This is a genomic window from Variovorax sp. 01T432, from assembly GCF_056398605.1.
On the sequence record NZ_JBFTPS010000043.1, the window covers coordinates 24314 to 45131 of the forward strand.

24 protein-coding genes are annotated in these 20818 nt (G+C 65.6%); 14 read left to right on the forward strand and 10 right to left on the reverse strand.

Annotated features, from left to right (window positions below; genetic code table 11):
• The first annotated feature begins 87 nt into the window (after positions 1 to 87).
• From hflC to AC1DNF_RS26115, 7 genes are all read left to right on the forward strand, one after another.
• The gene (gene hflC, locus AC1DNF_RS26085; protein ID WP_478151548.1) at positions 88 to 993 is read left to right on the forward strand and encodes a protease modulator HflC; all 906 of its coding nucleotides are present in this window, start codon (positions 88 to 90) and stop codon (positions 991 to 993) included.
• A 13-nt stretch (positions 994 to 1006) separates the two neighbouring features.
• Complete coding sequence (locus AC1DNF_RS26090; RefSeq protein WP_478151549.1) at positions 1007 to 1195, forward strand: DUF2065 domain-containing protein; 189 nt, start codon at positions 1007 to 1009, stop codon at positions 1193 to 1195.
• A gap of 44 nt (positions 1196 to 1239) precedes the next feature.
• Positions 1240 to 2403 (forward strand): ATP phosphoribosyltransferase regulatory subunit, encoded by a 1164-nt coding sequence (locus AC1DNF_RS26095; protein ID WP_478151550.1) that lies wholly within the window; start codon positions 1240 to 1242, stop codon positions 2401 to 2403.
• A gap of 20 nt (positions 2404 to 2423) precedes the next feature.
• Positions 2424 to 3755, forward strand: a complete 1332-nt coding sequence (locus AC1DNF_RS26100) for an adenylosuccinate synthase (protein WP_478151551.1) — start codon at positions 2424 to 2426, stop codon at positions 3753 to 3755.
• A 131-nt stretch (positions 3756 to 3886) separates the two neighbouring features.
• The gene (locus tag AC1DNF_RS26105; protein ID WP_478151552.1) at positions 3887 to 4411 is read left to right on the forward strand and encodes a phosphoribosyltransferase; all 525 of its coding nucleotides are present in this window, start codon (positions 3887 to 3889) and stop codon (positions 4409 to 4411) included.
• A gap of 52 nt (positions 4412 to 4463) precedes the next feature.
• Complete coding sequence (locus tag AC1DNF_RS26110) at positions 4464 to 5657, forward strand: PLP-dependent transferase (protein WP_478151553.1); 1194 nt, start codon at positions 4464 to 4466, stop codon at positions 5655 to 5657.
• A gap of 70 nt (positions 5658 to 5727) precedes the next feature.
• Complete coding sequence (locus AC1DNF_RS26115; RefSeq protein ID WP_478151554.1) at positions 5728 to 5931, forward strand: hypothetical protein; 204 nt, start codon at positions 5728 to 5730, stop codon at positions 5929 to 5931.
• 87 nt (positions 5932 to 6018) lie between these two features.
• Here AC1DNF_RS26115 and AC1DNF_RS26120 read toward each other — a convergent pair whose 3' ends face one another.
• Entirely contained in the window at positions 6019 to 6669 is a 651-nt protein-coding gene (locus AC1DNF_RS26120; RefSeq protein ID WP_478151555.1) for an arylesterase, read from the reverse strand.
• A gap of 16 nt (positions 6670 to 6685) precedes the next feature.
• Here AC1DNF_RS26120 and AC1DNF_RS26125 point away from each other — a divergent pair, with 16 nt between their 5' ends.
• Positions 6686 to 7396 carry an ABC transporter ATP-binding protein gene (locus AC1DNF_RS26125; protein ID WP_478151556.1) on the forward strand — a complete coding sequence of 237 codons (711 nt, stop codon included), beginning with the start codon at positions 6686 to 6688 and terminating at the stop codon, positions 7394 to 7396.
• Positions 7397 to 7417: 21 nt separating this feature from the next.
• Complete coding sequence (rlmB, locus tag AC1DNF_RS26130) at positions 7418 to 8167, forward strand: 23S rRNA (guanosine(2251)-2'-O)-methyltransferase RlmB (RefSeq protein WP_478151557.1); 750 nt, start codon at positions 7418 to 7420, stop codon at positions 8165 to 8167.
• A 27-nt stretch (positions 8168 to 8194) separates the two neighbouring features.
• On the opposite strand, the gene AC1DNF_RS26135 is transcribed toward rlmB, so the two are convergent.
• From AC1DNF_RS26135 to AC1DNF_RS26160, 6 genes are all read right to left on the reverse strand, one after another.
• Positions 8195 to 8497: a hypothetical protein gene (locus tag AC1DNF_RS26135; protein WP_478151558.1), complete on the reverse strand. Its 303-nt coding sequence runs from the start codon at positions 8495 to 8497 to the stop codon at positions 8195 to 8197.
• A 37-nt stretch (positions 8498 to 8534) separates the two neighbouring features.
• Entirely contained in the window at positions 8535 to 9011 is a 477-nt protein-coding gene (locus AC1DNF_RS26140; RefSeq protein WP_478151559.1) for a DUF3237 domain-containing protein, read from the reverse strand.
• A gap of 58 nt (positions 9012 to 9069) precedes the next feature.
• Positions 9070 to 9240, reverse strand: a complete 171-nt coding sequence (locus AC1DNF_RS26145) for a hypothetical protein (RefSeq protein ID WP_478151560.1) — start codon at positions 9238 to 9240, stop codon at positions 9070 to 9072.
• 91 nt (positions 9241 to 9331) lie between these two features.
• Positions 9332 to 10294: an aldo/keto reductase gene (locus AC1DNF_RS26150; RefSeq protein ID WP_478151561.1), complete on the reverse strand. Its 963-nt coding sequence runs from the start codon at positions 10292 to 10294 to the stop codon at positions 9332 to 9334.
• Between the two features lie 21 nt (positions 10295 to 10315).
• The gene (locus tag AC1DNF_RS26155) at positions 10316 to 10915 is read right to left on the reverse strand and encodes a chromate transporter (protein ID WP_478151562.1); all 600 of its coding nucleotides are present in this window, start codon (positions 10913 to 10915) and stop codon (positions 10316 to 10318) included.
• The gene (locus tag AC1DNF_RS26160) at positions 10912 to 11502 is read right to left on the reverse strand and encodes a chromate transporter (protein ID WP_478151563.1); all 591 of its coding nucleotides are present in this window, start codon (positions 11500 to 11502) and stop codon (positions 10912 to 10914) included. Before AC1DNF_RS26160 ends, AC1DNF_RS26155 begins: the two co-directional genes overlap by 4 nt.
• Positions 11503 to 11589: 87 nt before the next feature.
• Between AC1DNF_RS26160 and AC1DNF_RS26165 the strand changes: the two genes are divergently transcribed.
• Positions 11590 to 12486 carry a YihY/virulence factor BrkB family protein gene (locus AC1DNF_RS26165; RefSeq protein ID WP_478151564.1) on the forward strand — a complete coding sequence of 299 codons (897 nt, stop codon included), beginning with the start codon at positions 11590 to 11592 and terminating at the stop codon, positions 12484 to 12486.
• On the opposite strand, the gene AC1DNF_RS26170 is transcribed toward AC1DNF_RS26165, so the two are convergent.
• Both AC1DNF_RS26170 and AC1DNF_RS26175 read right to left on the reverse strand, forming a co-directional pair.
• Positions 12437 to 13876, reverse strand: a complete 1440-nt coding sequence (locus AC1DNF_RS26170) for a hypothetical protein (RefSeq protein WP_478151565.1) — start codon at positions 13874 to 13876, stop codon at positions 12437 to 12439. The genes AC1DNF_RS26165 and AC1DNF_RS26170 overlap by 50 nt on opposite strands.
• A gap of 190 nt (positions 13877 to 14066) precedes the next feature.
• Positions 14067 to 14612: a DUF924 family protein gene (locus tag AC1DNF_RS26175; protein ID WP_478151566.1), complete on the reverse strand. Its 546-nt coding sequence runs from the start codon at positions 14610 to 14612 to the stop codon at positions 14067 to 14069.
• A gap of 105 nt (positions 14613 to 14717) precedes the next feature.
• On the opposite strand from AC1DNF_RS26175, the gene AC1DNF_RS26180 reads away from it, so the two are divergent.
• The 3 genes from AC1DNF_RS26180 to AC1DNF_RS26190 are packed head-to-tail and all read left to right on the forward strand — an operon-like array spanning position 14718 to position 17297.
• Positions 14718 to 15167 carry a CHRD domain-containing protein gene (locus AC1DNF_RS26180; protein ID WP_478151567.1) on the forward strand — a complete coding sequence of 150 codons (450 nt, stop codon included), beginning with the start codon at positions 14718 to 14720 and terminating at the stop codon, positions 15165 to 15167.
• Positions 15168 to 15225: 58 nt separating this feature from the next.
• Entirely contained in the window at positions 15226 to 16461 is a 1236-nt protein-coding gene (locus AC1DNF_RS26185) for a patatin-like phospholipase family protein (protein WP_478151568.1), read from the forward strand.
• Positions 16462 to 16514: 53 nt separating this feature from the next.
• Complete coding sequence (locus AC1DNF_RS26190; RefSeq protein ID WP_478151569.1) at positions 16515 to 17297, forward strand: 3-hydroxybutyrate dehydrogenase; 783 nt, start codon at positions 16515 to 16517, stop codon at positions 17295 to 17297.
• Between the two features lie 10 nt (positions 17298 to 17307).
• Here the strand turns inward: AC1DNF_RS26190 and AC1DNF_RS26195 are convergent, their stop codons facing one another.
• The gene (locus tag AC1DNF_RS26195; RefSeq protein ID WP_478151570.1) at positions 17308 to 18252 is read right to left on the reverse strand and encodes a bifunctional helix-turn-helix transcriptional regulator/GNAT family N-acetyltransferase; all 945 of its coding nucleotides are present in this window, start codon (positions 18250 to 18252) and stop codon (positions 17308 to 17310) included.
• Positions 18253 to 18428: 176 nt separating this feature from the next.
• Here AC1DNF_RS26195 and AC1DNF_RS26200 point away from each other — a divergent pair, with 176 nt between their 5' ends.
• The gene (locus AC1DNF_RS26200) at positions 18429 to 20786 is read left to right on the forward strand and encodes a YgiQ family radical SAM protein (protein WP_478151571.1); all 2358 of its coding nucleotides are present in this window, start codon (positions 18429 to 18431) and stop codon (positions 20784 to 20786) included.
• Positions 20787 to 20818 lie beyond the last annotated feature (32 nt).

Here is a 20818-nt window from a genome sequence, read left to right on the forward strand (position 1 = left end):
AGAACATGTACCCCCAAGCTCACATTCGTTCGCTGCCCTCCGAGAGGGTGCAGGCCTCCCTTGGGACGGCCCGGCGAGAGGCCTGATATGAACAGAATCGGATTCATCGCATCGTCGATCCTCGTGGTGCTTGCGCTGCTGAGCTCGACGCTTTTCGTGGTCGACCAGCGACAGTTCGGCGTGGTCTACGCGCTCGGGCAGATCAAGGAAGTGATCACCGAGCCGGGCTTGAACTTCAAGCTGCCGCCGCCTTTCCAGAACGTGTCCTACATCGACAAGCGCCTGCTCACGCTCTCCAGTCTCGATCCCGAGCCCATGCTCACGGCCGAGAAGCAGCGCGTCGTCGTCGACTGGTATGTGCGCTGGCGCATCAGCAATCCTTCGGAATACATTCGCAACGTCGGCCTCGACGAGAATGCGGGGGCCATGCAACTCAACCGCGTGGTGCGCAATGCGTTCCAGGAGAACGTGAACAAGCGGACGGTGCGCGATCTGATCTCGGTGCGGCGCGAGGCGCTCATGGCCGACGTCCAGCGGGAGGTGCTGTCCGTGGTGAAGGGAGCCAAGCCCTGGGGCGTCGATGTGGTCGATGTGCGCATCACGCGCGTCGATTACGTCGAGGCGATCACCGAATCGGTCTACCGGCGCATGGAGGCGGAGCGCAAGCGCGTCGCCAACGAGCTGCGTTCGACCGGCGTCGCCGAAGGCGAGAAGATCCGTGCCGATGCCGATCGCCAGCGCGAGGTGATCGTCGCCAACGCCTACCGCGATGCGCAGAAGATCAAGGGCGAGGGCGATGCGAGCGCGGCGTCGATCTATGCCGGCGCCTTCGGCCGCGACCCCCAGTTCGCGCTGTTCTATCGCAGCCTCGACGCCTATAAGCAGAGCTTCAACAAGAAGAGCGACGTGATGGTGCTCGATCCCTCGTCCGATTTCTTCCGCGCGATGCAAGGGTCGGGCTCCGCCCCGGCGACGGCACCTCCACGTCGGTGAGGCGTTTGACGGCGTGAGCGCAGACACCTTCTGGAGCGCCCTGGCGCTCGTCCTGGTCATCGAGGGGCTCCTGCCTTTCCTCTCGCCGAGCAACTGGCGACGAGGCTTCGGACAGCTCATGCAGCTGCGCGATGGGCAGCTGCGTTTCTTCGGCCTTTGTAGCATTCTTCTGGGCTTGGCACTTCTCTGGATCTTGGACTGACGCTGGCCCGGTAGAATCCCGGTTTAACCACGCCCCCGATCCCCATGTCCGCCTGGGTCCTCCCGGATCACATTGCCGATGTGCTGCCTTCCGAGGCGCGCCACATCGAAGAACTTCGACGTCAGCTGCTCGACACTGCCCGTGGCTACGGCTACGAGCTGGTGATGCCGCCGATGCTCGAGCACCTTGAATCCCTGCTTTCCGGCACCGGCGAGGCACTCGATCTGCAAACCTTCAAGCTGGTCGACCAGCTTTCGGGGCGCAGCATGGGCTTGCGCGCCGACACCACGCCGCAGGTGGCGCGCATCGATGCGCATCTTCTCAATCGCCAGGGGGTCGCTCGACTCTGCTACTGCGGCCCCGTGCTGCATACGCGGCCCGACCGGCCGCACGCGACGCGCGAGCCCCTCCAGTTCGGCGCCGAGATCTACGGTCACGCGGGGCTCGAAGCCGACATCGAGATCCTGCGCCTCGCGCTCGACTGCCTTCGTGCGGCCGGTGTGGCCGGGCAAGGGCGCGGCCCGGTCATCGTCGATCTCGCGGATGCCCGCATCGTGCGGTCGCTCTTCGCCGGCGTGCCCGCCGATGCCGCCATGCTCGCCCGCGTGCATGCCGCCCTGGTGGCCAAGGACGCCAGCACGCTGCGCGAACTCACTGTCGATTTCCCGGCGCCGTCCCGCGACGGCCTGCTTGCCCTCGTGCAGCTGTACGGCGACGCCTCGGTCCTCGACGAGGCCGCCAAGGCCTTGCCGGCCACCGAGGGCGTGCGCGCTGCGCTCGCGGGCCTGAAGCAGCTCGCCGCCCGGCTCGAAGGCGCCCGCGTCAGCTTTGACCTGGCCGACATGCGCGGCTACGCGTACTACAGCGGCATGCGCTTCGGCATCTACACCGACGGCGCCAGCGATGCATTGGTGCGCGGCGGCCGCTATGACGAAGTCGGGGCCATCTTTGGCCGCAATCGACCGGCGGTGGGCTTCAGTCTGGACGTGCGCGAACTGGTCGGCGTGCTGCCGGCAAGACCGCTGCGCGCTGCCATCCGGGCGCCCTGGAGCGATGACGAGGGCCTCAACAAGGCCATCGCCGAGCTGCGCGGCAAGGGCGAGACCGTGGTCTGCGTCCTGCCCGGCCACGACAGCGAAATCGACGAGTTCCATTGCGACCGTGAGCTCGTCGGGCACGGCAGCCAATGGCGCGTGCAAGCCATCTGAATCTTGAAAAGCGAAAAATCATGAGCGTTACCACCGGAAGAAACGTGGTCGTCGTCGGCACCCAATGGGGCGACGAAGGCAAGGGCAAACTGGTCGACTGGCTGACCGAGAGCGCGCAGGGCGTCGTGCGCTTCCAGGGCGGCCACAACGCGGGCCACACGCTGGTCATCAACGGCGTCAAGACCGCGCTGCACCTGATCCCCAGCGGCATCATGCGGCCTGGCGTCAAGTGCTACATCGGCAACGGTGTCGTGCTCTCCGCCGCCAAGTTGTTCGAGGAGATCGAAGGGCTGGAGAAGGCTGGCGTCGAAGTGCGTTCGCGCCTGCGCATCAGCGAGGCCTGCCCGCTGATCCTGCCCTTCCACGCCGCGCTCGACATCGCGCGCGAGACCTACCGCGAAAAGGGCGGGGTCGAGAAGATCGGCACCACCGGCCGCGGCATCGGCCCGGCCTACGAGGACAAGATCGCACGCCGCGCGCTGCGCGTGCAGGATCTGAAGCACCCCGATCGCTTCGCCACCAAGCTGCGCGTGCTGCTCGACCTGCACAACCATGTGCTCACGCAGGTGCTGAGCGCGCCGGCCATCGACTTCGACACCGTCTACGAAGAGGCGATGCGCCACGCCGAGCTGCTCAAGCCCATGATGGCCGATGTCTCGCGCGAGCTCAACGACGCGCATCGCGCCGGCGCCAATCTCTTGTTCGAAGGTGCGCAGGGCACCCTGCTCGACGTCGATCACGGCACCTATCCCTATGTGACTTCGAGCAACTGCGTGGCGGGGAACGCGGCCGCCGGTTCCGGCGTCGGCCCGGGCATGCTGCACTACGTGCTGGGGATCACCAAGGCCTACTGCACGCGGGTTGGCGGAGGGCCGTTCCCGACCGAACTCGATTGGGAGAAGCCCGGCACCGTCGGCTACCACCTGAGCACGGTCGGCGCCGAGAAGGGCGTCACCACGGGGCGCAGCCGCCGTTGCGGCTGGTTCGACGCCGCGCTCCTGAAGCGTTCGGCGCAGGTCAACGGCCTGAGCGGTCTTTGCATTACCAAGCTCGACGTGCTGGACGGTCTCGAGGAACTGCAGCTGTGCACCGGCTACCAGCTCGATGGCGAATACACCGACATCCTGCCCATGGGCGCCGACGAGATCGAGCGATGCACGCCGGTCTACGAGGTGCTCGCGGGATGGAGCGAGAGCACGGTGGGTGTCACGCAATATGACAAGCTGCCGGTCAATGCTCGGCTGTACCTGCAGCGTATCGAGCAGGTCACGGGCGTACCGATCCATATGGTTTCCACCAGCCCCGACCGCGACCATACGATCATGATGCGCCATCCGTATCTTGCCGAGTGACACCCGCGCTGGCCACACTTCGTGTGGCCGCCAACCGCCTTGCAGGGGGCAACACCGGCGGCCCGGCGCAGCCGGTTGCGCAGTGTTCCCCGCACAAGTCATCCATACCCTGAATTGACGGAGAAGAGCCCATGTTGACCGAAGACGGCAAACACCTCTACGTGAGCTACGACGAGTACCACAACCTGATCGAGAAGCTTGCGATCAAGGTCTACCAGTCGGGCTGGGAGTTCGACACCATCCTGTGCCTCGCGCGTGGCGGCATGCGGCCCGGCGATGTGCTGTCGCGCATCTTCAGCAAGCCCCTGGCGATCATGTCGACCAGTTCGTATCGCGCCGATGCCGGCACGATCCAGGGCCATCTCGACATCGCGCGCTTCATCACCACGCCCAAGGGCGAGATTGCGGGCAAGGTGCTCCTGGTCGACGACCTCGCCGATTCCGGCCATACGCTGCATGCCGTGGTCGAGATGCTCAAGAGCAACTACAAGCCCATTACAGAGCTGCGCAGCGCGGTCCTCTGGACCAAGGCGATGTCAACCTTCACGCCGGACTATTCGGTCGAGTTTCTGCCGACCAATCCGTGGATTCACCAGCCCTTCGAAGGGTACGACTCGATGGGCGCGGAACGGCTTCTCGAGAAGTGGTCCGTCTGACCGCCGGCCAGGCGATCCTGCGCCAGCGGCGAGGTCGACTAGCATTGGCGGCATGCGCAAGCCCATCACCGACCTGATCCACCATCCCTACGTTCCGCCCGCGCGCTTCGAGTCCCCGCAGCCGGGCGTGTTCAAGGCCTCCACGGTCTTCTTCGCCGACGTCGCCGCCATGCGCGCGCGCGACTGGAAAACCAAGGCAGGCTACACCTACGGCCTGCACGGCACGCCCACGACCTTCACGCTGGAGGAGCGGCTCGCCACGCTGGAAGGCGGCACCGAGTGCCTGCTCGTGCCCAGTGGACTGGCCGCGATCTCGCTGGTGTCCTTCGCGCTGCTCAAGACCGGCGACGAGGTCCTGATCCCCGACAACGCCTATGGGCCCAACAAGGCCCTCGCCACGGGCGAACTGGCGAATTTCGGCATCACCCACAAGCTGTACGACGCCATGAACCCGGCCGATCTCGCGGCCAAATTGTCCGACCGCACCAGGCTGGTCTGGGTGGAGGCGGCGGGCTCGGTCACCATGGAGTTCCCCGACCTGCCGGCGCTGGTGGGCCTGTGCCGCGCGCGCGGGATCCTCACCGCGCTCGACAACACCTGGGGCGCCGGCCTGGCCTTCGCGCCCTTCGATTTCAATGGAACGGGGCAGGGCGCCGACGTGTCCGTCCATGCGCTGACCAAGTACCCCAGCGGCGGCGGCGACGTGCTGATGGGGAGTGTGATCACGCGGGACGAGCGCCTGCACCGCGCGATCAAGCTCACGCACATGCGCATGGGCTTCGGCATCGGGATCGGCGACGTCGAGACCCTGCTGCGCTCGCTGCCCAGCATCGCGCTGCGCTACGCGGCGCACGACCGCAGCGCGCGCGAACTTGCCCGCTGGCTCGAAGGCTGCGAGGAGATCGCGCAGGTGCTGCATCCCGCGCTCGAAGGCTCGCCGGGCCACGCCAACTGGCTCCGGCTGTGCGGAGCGACCGATCTGGCCGCCGGCATTTTCTCTATCGTGTTCCATGCTCGTTACAGTGCGGAACAAGTCGATCGTTTCTGCGACAGCTTGACGCTCTTTCGCCTCGGCTACTCCTGGGGCGGGCCGATCAGCCTGGTCGTGCCCTATGACATCGGCCTGATGCGCGATCCGGCCGTCGCGCGATGGCCGCACAGGGGCACCCTGGTGCGTTTTTCCATCGGACTGGAGGATACGGAGGACCTGCGCGCGGACCTGCAACAGGCCCTTTCAACACTCTGAGCCCCCTCGGATATCGCGTACAGTCGAAGCACGCGCAGTCACCGGGACTGCCTCGCCTCAAGGAGAAGCAGTGGCAACACCAAATTACGGCTACGAGAAGCGCCAGAAAGAACTCGCAAAGAAGAAGAAGAAGGAAGAAAAGCTGCGGGAGAAAGCCCACCGCAAGCTGAGTCCCAGCAGTGACGGTCTTGCGCCGGGCGATCCGGAAACCGATGTGGCCTCGCTGGAACGCGATCCCCCCACGGTCCCCGAATTGCCGACCAAGAACGGCTGACCGATCCGGCACCGATCCGCAAGAAAGCCGCCGCAGGCCCCTGGCCCGCGGCGGCTTTCTTGCTCGTGGCATTCCGGGGTGTGCCGCCTACTTGGGCAGCAGCTTGCGCAATGCGGGCCACACGTTGTCCAGCATCCGTGGCTGGGCGGCGGCAATGGGATGGATGCGGTCGGCCTGGAACAGCGTCGCCGCATCGGGCGCATCCGCGATGCCCTTCAGCAGGAAGGGCACCACGGCGGCCTTCGCGGTCTCCGCTACCTTGGTGAAGACCGCTTCGAAGCGACGCGTGTAGTCGCCGCCGTAGTTGGGCGGCACCTGGATGCCGATGATCAGCACCTGCGCGCCAGCGGCCTGCGCGGCCCGGGTCATCTGCAGCAGGTTGTCCTCGGTGCTGGCGAGCGCAAGCCCGCGCAGCGCGTCGTTCGCGCCCAACTCGAGCACCACGTGGGTCGGCTTGTGCTGCGCAAGCAAGGCAGCGAGCCGGGAGCGGCCGCCAGCACTGGTGTCGCCGCTGATGCTGGCGTTGATCACCGTGGCCGGGATCTTCTGTTGCGCCAGCCGCTTCTCCAGAAGGGGTACCCATCCCTCGCCGCGCTTGAGGCCGTACTCGGCGGAAAGCGAATCGCCGACCACCAGGATCACGGGTGCCCTGGCCGCCGAAGCCTGTGCTTGTGCGACCACCCATGACCCCGCACTGCCGGCCAGCGCGCCGCTCAAGATAAAGTGGCGTCGATTCATCCCGCGAAACCTTTCAATGTCCTCAATCCGATCCGATGGCCCATCCACTGCAATTGTTGCTGTCGAGCATGTTTTCAAGTCAGTCACGGACTCCACCGGCACCCTGGACATTCTGCAGGACATCGATTTCACCCTGGGAGCGAAGGAGACCGCCGCGATCGTCGGCGCCTCGGGCTCGGGCAAGAGCACGCTGCTGTCGATCATCGCGGGCCTGGACACGCCCACGCGCGGCACGGTGAAGCTCGCGGGCCAGGACCTGTTCGCGCTCGACGAGGATGATCGCGCGGCATTGCGCGCCCAGAAGGTCGGCTTTGTGTTCCAGAGCTTCCAGTTGCTCGGCAACCTGAGCGCGCTCGAGAACGTGATGCTGCCGCTGGAACTGGCCGATCGCAGGGATGCGCGCAAGTCGGCCACCGAGATGCTCGGCCGCGTCGGTCTAGGCCAGCGGCTCGGCCATTATCCCAAGGTGCTCTCGGGCGGCGAGCAGCAGCGCGTGGCGCTCGCGCGCGCTTTCGTCGTCCAGCCGGCGCTGCTCCTGGCGGACGAGCCCACGGGCAGCCTCGACTTCGCGACCGGCGAGCAGGTGATGAAGCTGATGTTCGACCTGAACCGTGAGCTCGGCACGACGCTCGTGCTGGTGACCCACGACCGTGGCATTGCGTCGCGGTGCGAGCATCGGATCACGATCGAAGCCGGCCGCCTGGTACCCGCCGGGCCGGGCGCATGAACAGGGCTCGATAATCCCCGCATGTCTTCCCCCAAAGTGATCTTCGGCTTTCACGCCGTGGGCGTGCGAATCAAGACCGCGCCGAAATCCGTGCTCGAGGTGCTCTACGATCCCGCCCGACGCGATGCGCGCATGCGGCAGTTCATCGCGCGTGCGCAGGATGCAGGCGTCCGCCTGGTGGAAGCCGACGGCCTTCGCCTGGCCAAGCTCAGCGGAGGCCACGGCCACCAGGGCGTCGCGGCGCGGGTGGAGCCCATCGCACAGACCCATTCGCTCGACGAGCTGCTGGAAGGCCTCGAGGCCGCCGGCACGGTGCCGCTGCTGCTGGTGCTCGACGGTGTCACCGATCCGCACAACCTGGGTGCCTGCCTGCGTGTGGCCGACGGCGCGGGCGCGCATGCGGTGATCGCACCGAAAGACCATGCGGCTGGGATCAACGCCACGGTGGCCAAGGTGGCCAGCGGCGCGGCCGACACGGTGCCGTACTTCATGGTGACCAATCTCGCGCGCACCATGGGCGAACTCAAGGAACGCAACATCTGGTGCGTGGGCACGAGCGACGATGCACCTCGCACGCTCTACCAGAGCGACCTGAGGCGTCCGCTGGCATTGGTGCTGGGCGCGGAAGGCGAAGGGATGCGGCAACTCACGCGCAAGACCTGCGATGAGTTGGTGAGCATTCCGATGGCGGGCGCGGTCGAGAGCCTCAATGTGTCGGTCGCGAGCGGCGTATGCCTCTACGAGGCGATGCGGCAACGCATCGCCGGCTGAGGTGCGCGCGGCGCTTGCAGCCGGGGGCTAGAGGTCCGCAAAATCGGTCTGGCCCGTGTGGTCGCGGGAGTGCCAGTCGTCCACCCACGCCCGGGCCTTGCGCTCCAGCGCATCGCAGGCCTGCACCTCGTCCGCGTAACGGCCGGACAATGCGACCCGGCACTTGTGGACCGCGTCGCGCCAGAGGTCGGCATGACCACCGGCATGGTCGCCGACCGACGGCGTCAGGCAGATGCGGATCTCCCATCCTTGGTAGACGAAGCGCCTGACCTCGCCATCCTCTTCCATGTTGCGCTCCTTGATTGCGCTGGCAATGTCATCGATCGACATCCATTGACTTTCTTGCGAGCGCAATCGTTCCCGGCGGTTACAGCAGCGCGAAGAAGCGCATGACGACCTGCGATGGATGCCGCACGCCGACACCGATGAACATGCGCTCGCCGATCCAGCGCAGGGCCGGCGAGGCGGTCTCGAATCGCGGGGTGCAGCGGAAGTAGATCTGCGCAGGATCCACCGGCTCGCCGCGCAGCAATTTCGCCATGATCGCCGCGGGCGCAGCGCGAACCGCGTGGTTCTGGACGTAGATCAGGTCTCCGGCGTCGGTCTCCAGTCCGTAGCGGGCATCCAGTTCGGACAGCGTGTCGCTGACGATCAGCTGGAAATCGGTGCCGCCTGGCAGCACGCGTGCCGTCCAGCCGTCGCCGCGCGCCTCTCCTCCGGTGATCGGCACCAGCCGGCGCAGGCCGCGTGGGCCCTGGCTCAGCACTTGGGGAAGGCCGACCTCCACCTTGAGATCGGCGAAATAGGCGAGTTCGGGTGGGGCCAGGGGATCTGTCGGGTTCATGCGGCAAGCGTACAGCCTGAATGGCCTGCGAGGCCTCGCAGGCGGCGCCCCTGAGCCCTTATGAGGGATCCTTGCTGCGCGTGCGTCCCACGGCGCTGAAGATGCCCACGCCCAACAGGATCAGCGCGCCGATGCCGATATAGAGCGTCGGCACGCCCGCGACCGAGGCACCCCAGCCCACACCGGCCAGGAAGATCAGGAATCCGATCATATAAAGCGCAAAAGACATGGTTCTCTCTCCGAATTTTGGATGGACCCAGTCTCTGCGCATCCACGCGCCGGCACGGCGGCGACAGTCGCCAATGCGTGTGGGAGCGTGCCTACCGCTGTGCGGTCTCTGCGCTCGCCGCGTCGAGCGCCGCGATGGTTTCCGCGTCGAGCTTCAGGCTCGCGGCAACGACGAGTTCGTCGAGCTGCTGGATCGAGGTCGCGCTTGCGATCGGCGCCGTGATCGAGGGCCGAGCAATCTGCCATGCGATGGCGATCTGCCCCGGCGTCGCGCCGTACGTCTTGGCGGCTGCGTCGAGCGCTGAAAGAATGTGCAGCCCCCGTGCATTGAGGTACTTCTTCGTTGTGTTGGCGCCGCGGGCGCTCTTGCGGACATCCGCCTCGCTGCGGTACTTGCCCGTGAGGAAACCGGCCGCCAGCGCATAGAAGTTGATCACGCCGATGCCGCGTTCGACGCACAGCGGCTCCAGTGCGTCCTCGAAAACGGCGCGGTCGTACAGGTTGTAGAGCGGCTGCAGGCTTTCGTAGCGCGGGAGGCCCAGGCGAGCGGAAACATCGAGCGCTTCCGCCAGGCGCGGGGCTGTGTAGTTCGACGCACCGATCGCGCGCACCTTGCCCGCCTTGATCAGCTCCGCGAAAGTGCCGAGGGTGTCTTCGAGCGGCGTATCCGGGTCGTCCTGGTGCGACTGGTACAGGTCGATGCGGTCGGTCTGCAGGCGCCGCAACGACGCGTCCACTGCTTCGCGGATGTAGGCCGGCGAAAGGCCCTTCTTGTCGCCCATCGGCATCCCGACCTTGGTCGCCAGCACCACGCTGTTGCGCTTGCCGCCGCGCTTGAGCCATTTGCCGATGATGGTCTCGGATTCGCCGCCGACATGGCCCGGCGCCCAGCTCGAATAGACGTCCGCGGTGTCGATGAAGTTGAAGCCGGCGTCGAGCCAGGCGTCGAGCAGGCGGAACGAGAGTGCCTCGTCCACGGTCCAGCCGAACACATTGCCGCCGAAGGCCAGCGGCGAGACCTGAAGGCCGGAGCGGCCGAGAGAACGCAGTTCCATGGATGTTTCCCCGTGAGTGGATCAAACAAAGCCAAGCGCGCCGAGCAGTGCACCCACCGCCAGCAGCCGCAGCAGATGAAGACGCGTTCGCCAGACGATAAGCGCCGCGACACCGGTCAGCAGCCAGAGGTGCCATGCAGGCGCGCTGCCGGCATGGTTACCTGAAGAAAGTATCCAGCCAGTGGCGATCAACAGGCCGACGACGACCGGCGCCATGCCTTGCTTGAAGGCGCGAACACCGCGCCGCTGGCGGTTGCGGTGGCCCCAGCGGGTCGCGAAGTAGGTCAGCGTGGTGCTGGGCAGCATGATGCCGACCATCGTGATGGCCAGCCCGAACAGCCCCAGCAGCCACGCCTGCGGCCCGGCACCGATGCCGCCCCCCGCATTGAGCCCCACGTTCCAGCCCATCAGCGCGACGAAGAGCACATTGGGCCCCGGCGCCGCCTGGGCGATGGCCACCGAGGAGCTGAACTGCGCTTCCGTCAGCCAGCCATGCTGGGCCACCAGGTAACGCTGCATGTCGGGGACCGTGGTGATGGCGCCGCTGATCGAGAACAGCGAAAGCATCAGGTATTGCGCGAACAGGGACAGCCAGTCGTGCCAGTGCATCACGATGGTCATGGCTCGATCTTCCACCAGGTCCATGCGCAGGTGAGCCCGCCGACGACCAGCAGGACCCAGCCGAGCGGGACACGCGCGATGGCAACCGCCGAGAAGACCAACGCCACGAAGGCGAGGCAGGTGACGAAGCCGAGCGGGTGCTTGCGCAGCTGCGGGATCAGCTTGATGCCGGTGGCGGCAATCAAACCGCCCGCCACGGCGCCCATGCCGCGCAAGGCGCCCGCGACCTGGGGATTGGCGGCGAACTGCGCATAGAGCACGGCCAGCACCAGGATCACCCCGAGGGGCACTGTCAGCATGCCCGCCACGGCGGCCAGCGCGCCGCGCAGGCCGAAGTAGCGGTCGCCGAGCATCAGGCCGAGGTTGATCACGTTAGGCCCCGGCAGCACCTGGGCTACCGCCCAGTCTTCCAGGAACTCGTCGGGCGTGAGCCAGCGCTTCTTCTCGACCATCTCGCGCTGCACGATGGCGAGAACGCCGCCGAAGCCCTGCAACGCAAGCCAGGTGAAGGAAACGAACAGGTCGCGCGGAGATTGGGGTTGCGGGCGATCGGGTGTCGATGCCGCGGGAGGGGGGGCCGGATGCATTGGCGGCGATTATCGTTGCGCACGCGACAACGTGCTGGCGGAACTTGTCCGACTTGCCATCGGCGCACGGGCTGCGACACTGGACGCATGAAAGCAAGCGCGCTGGCAGTCTTCCACCTGTTCCGGGAGGCCTTCGCCTCATGGAAGGCCGACTACGCGCCGAGCATGGGCGCGGCCCTGGCCTACTACACGGTGTTCTCGGTGGCGCCGCTGTTGTTGATCGTGATCTCGGTCGCCGGGCTGGTGTTCGGCGAGAACGCGGCGCGCGGCGAGATCTTCGCGCAACTCTCGGGCCTCATGGGCGACGATGGCGCGCGTGCGGTGCAGGGCATGCTGCGGTCCGTCAACAAGCCGGCGGAGGGCATCGTCGCCACGGTGATCGGGTTTGTCTTGCTGGTGCTTGGCGCCACCACGGTCTTCGGCGAATTGCAGGACGCGCTCGATCGCATTTGGCGCGCCCCGGCACGGGAAGCCAGCACCAGTCTCCTGAACCTGGTGCGCGTGCGTCTCCTGTCCTTCAGCATGATCATGAGCATCGGCTTTCTGCTGATGGTGTCGCTGGTGGCCAGCGCCGCGCTGGCGGCCCTCGGCAAGTGGTGGTCGCCTGTGTTCGGCAACTGGGAGGCGCTGGCGCAGGGCGTCAACTTCGTCTTCAGCTTCGCGATGGTCACGGTGGGCTTCGCGATGATCTACAAGATCATGCCGCGCGTGCGGGTGCAGTGGCGCGACGTCTGGGTGGGCGCCGCGGTCACCGCGCTCCTGTTCACGCTGGGCAAGCACCTGATCGGGCTGTATATCGGCAAGAGCAGTGTGGCTTCGGGCTACGGCGCGGCCGGGTCGCTGGTCGTGGTGCTGGTATGGGTCTATTACTCGGCGCAGATCTTTCTGCTGGGCGTCGAGTTCACCTGGGTCTACGCGCATACCTATGGATCGCTCAAGCACACCGTGCGGCCGGGCGCGAAAGGGCCGTGCTCCCCTGGATGATCGAAATCCCTATTTCTTCTCGACCATGGTTCGCAACTGCTCCCAGGAAAATACCTCGGTGGAGAGGTTTCTTCTCGATGTGCTGCTGGTTGGCTTTGATCAGATCGGCAAACGAAGATTCGTCAATTTTCCGAAGCTTGTCCCGCAGGAACTTCACGGTCTCGGGACTGAATTCATCGCTTGGCGCGCCCTCGCGCGCCGCCAGGTTGGATATGGCAAGCGCAGGCAGCAGGGAAGTTTCCATGTAGTTGGGCGCGCTGGAGTCCTCAAGGTGCCTGATCTCATTGGCAGTGAGCGCCCGTGGGTCTTTTTCCTTGAGATGGTTGTGCAGGGCGTCGCGCAAGGAAATCAATTGCAGGAACGCGACCTTGCTGTGCAGAGAGGCGATGAATTCCTGGGGAGATGCTGACTGTTCCTGCGGCACGGAGTTGAGATTTTCACTTGTGCGATATGTGAAAGAACTATCCGTTACAGGCTTCGCGGTATGTGCCAGGGTCATGCCCGTACCCGTGTGTTGACTGAGATCGACGACGCTGTGAGGCAGCGCAATCGGGAAATGCCGAACCTGTCCCTCATGAAATAACGTGTCGCGGGTGATCCGCATGCCAACGGGCCCCTCATGGAGCATCGACCGGCTCGACGCACCCGCCGGCGCCGGCCCAAGTCTGTATTTGTGCAGTTTTTCGTCCGCTGTTGCTTCGGAATCAGGGATTTCACGAAAATTTCTATTGTCGTACCCGCCTTTAAGCAATTTGGAGGCGAGGGTCCATCGATGATAGTGCGGCATTTCCTCCTCCCCTTGTGCCTTGCCTCCCGGGGCGAATTGATGAAGCCGCAGATTCCAGCCCTGCTCCTTGCTCTCCATGAGATAGATTTTTTCGAAGAGAGGGGAAATGGCTGATTTTCTGGCGGCGTCGAGTCTGCGGTCATCGTTGGCAGCGATATGCCGGAGGATGGAAACAAGGTCTCCAATTTTGACGTCCGCAATATCTCCGGTAACGCCTGCCATCCCCTCGTGTCCTGTTTCCGTGGCTTGTGAAAACGACTTGTATCGCTCCTGAATGGCATTGAAAACCGTCTTGTAGGTGACGGCATCGGCGCGAGCACGTGCCATATTGATTTCTTCTTGCGTGATGGGTCTTGCTGTCACGCGCTGTGCCGCACTCTTGAACATCTCCCGGGCTGATGCGGTGCCCGAAGGCCGAGGGTCCGGTGCGTTTTCTTCAACCCGTTGACGGCGCTTCGGAAGGCCTTCAACGAGCTGATTGGCGGGGAGAGAGGCGATTGTCTGAGCCGCTTGCCCGGGCGCGCTCGAGAAAGGATGTTTTTCGGAAGAATTATGTTCTTCAGCATATGTAGTGGGGGCGAACTGTTTGCTGATCTTAGGCATGGACTCAATCAAAAAATAATTGCGCCGCTAATTTTCTGAAGATTGATTGATGTCCCGCCACTGAAGATGCGAAGATTGTCTGCGGCGTGCGAACAAATGTCACTTGAGTGTTTGCAATGTGCGCAGAATTGGCGAGAATCGCCGCCGTTCGAAATTGACTTGTCTTTGCAGGAAATGACTGGCGAAGGACTTAGCCGGAGAACCCGCCCTCATCGAGAAATTTCTTTTCGTCCGACGTCGTGTCGCGACCCAGCACGCTGTTGCGGTGGGGGAAGCGTCCGAAGCGCGCAATGATGTCGCGGTGCATCACCGCATAGCGCAGCGTGTTCTTGTCGAGTGCCGCGTTGAGGGTGATCGAGAGCTCCTGGTCCGCCAGGCTTTCCGAATGCATGAATGGCAGATAGAAGAACGGCCGCAGCGCCTGCTCCACCTTGCGGTCGAGGCCGGCGTCGATCGCGCCGCGTGCGATCGCCAGCGCCTTGCCATCGGTCGCGAACATGTGCCCGCTGTTGCGCCAGGCATTGCGCGGGAACTGGTCCAGCAGTACCAGCAGGGCCAGTGCGCCTTCGGCCTCGCTGGCCCAATGGTCCAGCGCGCCGGTCGCCGCGGCATGGTGGGCGGATTCGAAGCGCGATTTGAAGTCGGCATCGAAGGCTTCATTCTTGGCGAACCACCGCCGGGGGCCGGCTTGTCGCCAGAAGTCCGCGACATCGTGAGCGCAGGGGAGGGCATCCATCCGGCGGATGATGCCATCGGCGATGCAAGACGGGCTCGTGGCCGACACGGCGCGCGCCCGGCCGTGTCTATGCTGGCCAGTTCAGAAACAGATGGAGATTCGCACATGACTCGATACGGCACCCTTTTGCGCATGGCCCTCGTGGCAGGCGCCGCAACCGCAGTACTCGCGGGTTGCGGAATGATGTCGAAGTCCAACACCGCGAGCTTCAGCGGGACGATGAATGCGGCCAGCGAGGTTCCCCCCAACATGACCCGTGGCAGCGGCCTCGCCGAAGCCTGGCTGGACAAGGACAGCAACGTCCTGAAGTACAAGATCACCTACAGCGGCCTGAGCGGTCCGGCCACCGCCGCGCACTTCCACGGCCCGGCCGCCGCCGGCGCCAACGCCGCTGTCGTGCTGCCGTTCGCGAGCCCGGCCAGCCCGATCGAAGGGCAGGCCACGCTCACCCCGGCCCAGGCCGCCGACCTTATGGCCGGGCGCTGGTATGCCAATGTCCACACGGCGGCCAACCCGGGTGGCGAGATCCGCGGCCAGATGCTGCCGAAGATGTAATGCAGGCCCGACCGGGCGGGTCAGGCGAGATGCGGTTCGACTGGTGTCCAATGGCGGCATGAAAAAGCCGACGCTCTCCTCTTCCGCAATACCCTCCCGGCCACCAGCCGTCTCTCGCATTGATATCAACAGCGCCAGGAAGGCGCTCGTGCTGCAGGGCGGTGGTGCCCTCGGCGCGTACCAGGCCGGCGTGTATGCGGGCCTCATCGAAAAACGCAAGGTGCTCGACTGGGTGGCCGGCGTGTCGATCGGCGCCATCAATGCCGCGCTGATCGCCGGCAATCCACCCGAGCGGCGCGTCGACCGCTTGCGCGAGGTCTGGGATCTTCTGTCCTCCGGCCCGGGCCAGAGCCTGACGCCCGCGTGGGGGGACCGGACATGGTTCAACCAGTGGAGCGCCCTCTCCGCGGCGGCCTTCGGTATCCCGGGCTTCTTCAAGCCCCGCCACAGCCCGGCACTCCTGATGGGCGGCGCCGCGCCGGTGCTGAGCTACTACGACACCGATCCGCTTCGGGCGACGCTCGAACGGCTGGTTGACTTCGACCGCATCAACGAATGCGGCACCCGCTTCAGCGTGGGCGCGGTCAACGTGCGCACGGGCAACTCGATCTATTTCGACAACACGGTCGAGCGCATCGGGCCCGAGCACATCATGGCCAGCGGCGCCTTGCCGCCCGGCTTCGCCCCGGTGCACATCGACGGCGAGGACTACTGGGACGGCGGTATCGTCTCCAACACCCCCCTGCAGTACGTGCTCGACATGCATCCGCGTACCGAGCCCCTCATGGTGCTGCAGGTCGACCTCTTCAGCGCCCGCGGCGCGATGCCCCGGACGCTCTCCGAGACCATGGAGCGTCAGAAGGACATCACCTATTCGAGCCGGACCCGCATGAACACCGACGCCCTGGCGTCGAACATGAACCTGCAGCAGGCCGTGGCCGACCTGATCGGCAAGCTGCCCGCCGCCTTGCGCAAGGACCCCAGCGTGGTGGCGGTGTGCGCGCAGCTGTCGCACAAGCCGATCGAGATCGTTCACCTCATCTACCGCGACAAGCCCTACGAGCTGGACTCGAAGGACTACGAGTTCTCCCGTGCCTCGGTCGACGAACACTGGGAAGCCGGCCAGCGGGATATCCGCAACACGTTCGAGCATCCGGAATGGCTGCAGGCCGCATCGCAGGGCAGTGGCGTGACCACCTTTGACCTGACCGAACCCAACATGCCGCGCGTTCGCCACCCGATGAAGGTGCCGGAGATCCGCACATCGCACGCTCAGGTCACGAGCGCGCGGTAGATTCCCCCCATCCCCTCAACCTCCCTCGACTTCGATCAAGCAAAGGAAACCCCATGCAACTCAAGGACAAGGTCGCCTTCATCACCGGCTCGGCCAGCGGCATCGGCAAGGAGATCGCCATCCTCTTCGCGCAGGAAGGCGCGAAGGTCGTGATCGCCGACCTCAACAAGCAGGCCGCCGATGCCACCGCCGCCGAACTCGTTGCCACCGGTGCGAGCGCCATCGGCGTCGGCGTCGATGTCACCAGCGAAGACCAGGTCGATGCGGCGGTCGAGGATGCGGCCAAGGCCTTCGGCGGCATCGACATCCTGATCAGCAATGCCGGCATCCAGATCGTGCATCCGGTGGAAGAATTCAGCTTCGCCGACTGGAAGAAGATGCTGGCCATCCATCTCGACGGCGCCTTCCTCACCACCAAGGCGTGCCTCAAGCATATGTACGCGCAGGGCCGCGGCGGCAGCGTGATCTACATGGGCTCGGTGCATTCGAAGGAGGCTTCGGTCCTCAAGGCGCCCTACGTGACCGCGAAGCACGGCCTGATCGGGCTGGCCAAGACGGTCGCGAAGGAGGGGGCCAAGCATGGCGTGCGCGCCAACGTGATCTGCCCCGGCTTCGTGCGCACGCCGCTGGTCGAGAAGCAGATTCCCGAACAGGCCAGGACCCTGGGCATCACCGAGGAACAGGTGGTCAAGAACGTCATGCTCAAGGAGACGGTGGACGGCGAGTTCACCACCACCGAGGACGTCGCCCGCGTGGCGCTCCTGTTCGCCGCCTTCCCGACCAACGCGCTGACCGGCCAGTCGCTGGTCGTGAGCCACGGCTGGTTCATGCAGTAAGGCGCTGGCGCTACAGCTTCAGCTCCCAGGTCTCGCCGACCAGCTGCTGGCCGAAGCCCTCGTAGGGCTCGGACTTGACCCGCTTGAACCCGCGCGCGGCATAGATGCCGCGTGCGGCGCTCAAGCAACTGTTGGTCCACAACACCATCTTCCGGTAGCCCTTGTTGCGCGCGAAAGCGATGCATTCGTCGGTGAGCCTTGCGCCCAGGCCGAGCCCGCGCGCCTGGGGCGCGAGGATCAGCATCCGCAACTGCGCGACAGTGGGCGACTTGCGCACCACGAAGACGGCGCCCACCCGTTCCCCGTTCAGCTCCGCGATCCAGCAGCGCTCCCACGCCGGCTGGAACTTGCGCAGGAACTGGCTGGCGATGTCGGCGACGAGCGCCTCGAAGTCGCTGTTCCAGCCGTACTCGCGCGCATAGATCTCGCCGTGCTGCTGCACCACCCAGCCGATGTCGCCGGGGCCCGGCTCGCGCAGCACGACCGTCGTCGGCGTGGCCGGCGCGCTGGCCGTGGGTTCGATCAATGCCTCGATCGTGCGCATGGCGTCGATCAGCTGGCGCTGCCGCGGGGCCGGCAGCCGGGCGAGCAGGGCACGAGCCTCGTCGCGCGACTTCTGCTGGAGCGGTGCGAAAGCCGCGTGCCCCGCTTCGGTCAGGCGCAGCAGGCTTTGGCGCGCGTCCCGCGGATTCGGCTCGCGGGTCAGCCAGCCGGCACTTTCGAAGCGGCGCAGGATGCGACTCAGGTAGCCGCCGTCGAGCCCGAGGTCCTTGCCGATTTCGCTCGCCACCGCCGATTCGCGGTGCGCCAGCTCGTACAGCACACGCACATCGGTGAGCGACATGTCGCTGCCGAGGTAGGGATCGAGCACGCCGATGCGGCGCGTGTAGAAGCGATTGAACTGACGGACGGCCTTGACGGCGGCCACGTCGGGAGATGCATTGGACTCTGGCATGCTTGCCATTGTCAGTCGATTGCTTGACAAAAGCAACTAAATGAGCCGGGTCGCAGCGGCCGGACATCTCCCTGCGGGGCGACAAGGAGGGAGGAAAACCCTAAAATGCCCAGTTGCCCGCCACGGGCCCACCCGGTCCCCCACGGCCCACACGGCGCTTTCCGCCGTCCCCCCTGATGAACGCCCCCGTCGACGTCTCCTTCTTCACGCGCGCCGCCAAGCCGCTGACCAGCTACCGCAAGTACTGGGCGGCGCGTTTCGGCACGGCCAGGTTCCTGCCGACCACGCGCTCCGAAATGGAGGCATTGGGCTGGGACAGCTGCGACATCATCGTCGTCACCGGCGATGCCTATGTCGACCATCCGAGCTTCGGCATGGCCGTGATCGGGCGCATGCTGGAGGCGCAGGGTTTCCGTGTCGGTATCATCGCGCAGCCCGACTGGCAGAGCGCCGATCCCTTCAAGGTGCTGGGCAAGCCGAACCTGTTCTTCGGCGTGACCGCGGGCAACATGGACTCGATGATCAACCGCTACACGGCGGACCGCAAGATCCGCAGCGACGACGCCTACACCCCTGGCGACATCGGCGGCAAGCGGCCGGACCGCGCGGCCATCGTGTATTCGCAGCGCTGCAAGGAAGCCTGGAGCGACGTGCCGATCGTGCTGGGCGGCATCGAAGGCTCGCTGCGCCGCATCGCCCACTACGACTACTGGCAGGACAAGGTACGCCGCTCGATCGTGGTGGACGCCAAGTGCGACCTGCTGCTCTATGGCAACGCCGAGCGCGCCATCGTCGAGATTGCCCATCGCCTGGCCGCGCGCGAGCCCGTGCACCGGATCACCGACGTGCGCGGCACCGCCTTCGTGCGGCGCGAGACGCCCGAGGGCTGGTTCGAGATCGATTCGACCAGCGTCGACGAGCCCGGGCGGGTCGAGGCGCATGTCAATCCGTACCTGATGGTGTCGGAACAGGCGAAGGCGAATGGCGAGACCTGCGCGCGGGAGGACGAGGCCGAGGCTGTTGCCGCCGCCGCGCAGGCGGGCGCTTCGGCCGGCCCGGCCGTCAAGCCCTTGACCTTCGTGCCCAATCCTGCCCTCCAGAGTCGCTCTCGCATCAAGGTGCCGCCGCGCGATCGCTCCGTGATCCGCCTGCCTTCCTACGAGCAGGTCCGTGCCGACCCGGTGCTCTATGCCCATGCCAACCGCGTGCTGCATCTCGAGACCAACCCCGGCAACGCGCGTGCCCTGGTGCAGGCCCACGGCGAAGGCGCGACCGCGCGCGACGTCTGGATCAACCCGCCGCCCATTCCGCTCACCACGGCCGAGATGGACCACGTCTTCGACCTGCCGTATGCGCGCAGCCCCCATCCGCGCTATGCCGACGAGAACGGCAGCCACGACGGCGCGACCAAGATCCCCGCGTGGGAAATGATCCGCTTCAGCGTGAACATCATGCGCGGCTGCTTCGGCGGGTGCACCTTCTGCTCCATCACCGAGCACGAGGGGCGCATCATCCAGAGCCGCTCCGAAGAGTCGATCATCAAGGAGGTCGAGTCCATTCGCGACAGCGTCAAGGGCTTCACCGGCACCATCTCCGACCTCGGCGGCCCGACCGCCAACATGTACCGCATCGGCTGCAAGTCGCCCGAGATCGAATCGGCGTGCCGCAAGCCCAGCTGCGTGTACCCCGGCATCTGCCCGAACCTCAACACCAACCACGATCCGCTCATCAAGATCTACCGCCGCGCGCGTGCGCTCAAGGGCATCAAGAAGATCCTGATCGGCTCCGGCCTGCGCTACGACCTGGCCGTGCAGTCGCCCGAATACGTGAAGGAGCTGGTGCAGCACCACGTCGGGGGCTATCTCAAGATCGCGCCCGAGCACACCGAGCAGGGCCCGCTCACAAAGATGATGAAGCCCGGCATCGGCAGCTATGACAAGTTCAAGCAGATGTTCGAGAAGTTCAGCGCCGAGGCGGGCAAGAAGCAGTACCTCATTCCGTACTTCATCGCCGCGCATCCGGGCACCAGCGACGAGGACATGATGAACCTCGCCATCTGGCTGAAGAAGAACGGCTTTCGCGCCGACCAGGTCCAGACCTTCTACCCGTCGCCGATGGCCACCGCGACGACGATGTATCACACCAACAAGAATCCGCTGCGCAAGATCACGCGCGAGAGCGAGACGGTCGATATCGTGCGCGGCGACAAGCGCCGCCGGCTGCACAAGGCCTTTCTGCGCTACCACGACGCCAACAACTGGCCGCTGCTGCGCGAGGCGCTCAAGTCCATGGGGCGCGCCGACCTCATCGGCAACGGCAAGCATCACCTGATACCGACCTGGCAGCCGCTCACCGACGGCAGCTACCAGAGCGCGCGCCGCAAGAACTCGACCGCCGTGCCGCCCAAGGCCGTGGCGCCCGTGAAGCCGGTCAAGGGCCGTATCCTCACGCAGCACACCGGCCTGCCGCCGCGCGACAACGGGGCGGGGCGGCCGAAGGCCCTGGCCGGCAAGCCGGGGCGCCCGGCGCGCTGAGGCGCGGGCACGCCGCCAACGGTGCGAGCCGG

Coding starts and splice junctions, on each gene's coding strand:
- AC1DNF_RS26095 (WP_478151550.1), top strand. CDS start 1,240: ATGTCCGCCTGGGTCCTCCCGGATCACATTGCCGATGTGCTGCCTTCC.
- rlmB (WP_478151557.1), top strand. CDS start 7,418: ATGTCTTCCCCCAAAGTGATCTTCGGCTTTCACGCCGTGGGCGTGCGA.
- AC1DNF_RS26165 (WP_478151564.1), top strand. CDS start 11,590: ATGAAAGCAAGCGCGCTGGCAGTCTTCCACCTGTTCCGGGAGGCCTTC.
- AC1DNF_RS26135 (WP_478151558.1), bottom strand. CDS start 8,497: ATGTCGATCGATGACATTGCCAGCGCAATCAAGGAGCGCAACATGGAA.
- AC1DNF_RS26100 (WP_478151551.1), top strand. CDS start 2,424: ATGAGCGTTACCACCGGAAGAAACGTGGTCGTCGTCGGCACCCAATGG.
- AC1DNF_RS26155 (WP_478151562.1), bottom strand. CDS start 10,915: ATGACCATCGTGATGCACTGGCACGACTGGCTGTCCCTGTTCGCGCAA.
- AC1DNF_RS26185 (WP_478151568.1), top strand. CDS start 15,226: ATGAAAAAGCCGACGCTCTCCTCTTCCGCAATACCCTCCCGGCCACCA.
- AC1DNF_RS26150 (WP_478151561.1), bottom strand. CDS start 10,294: ATGGAACTGCGTTCTCTCGGCCGCTCCGGCCTTCAGGTCTCGCCGCTG.
- AC1DNF_RS26200 (WP_478151571.1), top strand. CDS start 18,429: ATGAACGCCCCCGTCGACGTCTCCTTCTTCACGCGCGCCGCCAAGCCG.
- AC1DNF_RS26170 (WP_478151565.1), bottom strand. CDS start 13,876: ATGCCTAAGATCAGCAAACAGTTCGCCCCCACTACATATGCTGAAGAA.
- AC1DNF_RS26120 (WP_478151555.1), bottom strand. CDS start 6,669: ATGAATCGACGCCACTTTATCTTGAGCGGCGCGCTGGCCGGCAGTGCG.
- AC1DNF_RS26125 (WP_478151556.1), top strand. CDS start 6,686: ATGTCCTCAATCCGATCCGATGGCCCATCCACTGCAATTGTTGCTGTC.
- AC1DNF_RS26110 (WP_478151553.1), top strand. CDS start 4,464: ATGCGCAAGCCCATCACCGACCTGATCCACCATCCCTACGTTCCGCCC.
- AC1DNF_RS26105 (WP_478151552.1), top strand. CDS start 3,887: ATGTTGACCGAAGACGGCAAACACCTCTACGTGAGCTACGACGAGTAC.
- AC1DNF_RS26180 (WP_478151567.1), top strand. CDS start 14,718: ATGACTCGATACGGCACCCTTTTGCGCATGGCCCTCGTGGCAGGCGCC.
- AC1DNF_RS26140 (WP_478151559.1), bottom strand. CDS start 9,011: ATGAACCCGACAGATCCCCTGGCCCCACCCGAACTCGCCTATTTCGCC.
- AC1DNF_RS26190 (WP_478151569.1), top strand. CDS start 16,515: ATGCAACTCAAGGACAAGGTCGCCTTCATCACCGGCTCGGCCAGCGGC.
- AC1DNF_RS26195 (WP_478151570.1), bottom strand. CDS start 18,252: ATGCCAGAGTCCAATGCATCTCCCGACGTGGCCGCCGTCAAGGCCGTC.
- AC1DNF_RS26145 (WP_478151560.1), bottom strand. CDS start 9,240: ATGTCTTTTGCGCTTTATATGATCGGATTCCTGATCTTCCTGGCCGGT.
- AC1DNF_RS26160 (WP_478151563.1), bottom strand. CDS start 11,502: ATGCATCCGGCCCCCCCTCCCGCGGCATCGACACCCGATCGCCCGCAA.
- hflC (WP_478151548.1), top strand. CDS start 88: ATGAACAGAATCGGATTCATCGCATCGTCGATCCTCGTGGTGCTTGCG.
- AC1DNF_RS26175 (WP_478151566.1), bottom strand. CDS start 14,612: ATGGATGCCCTCCCCTGCGCTCACGATGTCGCGGACTTCTGGCGACAA.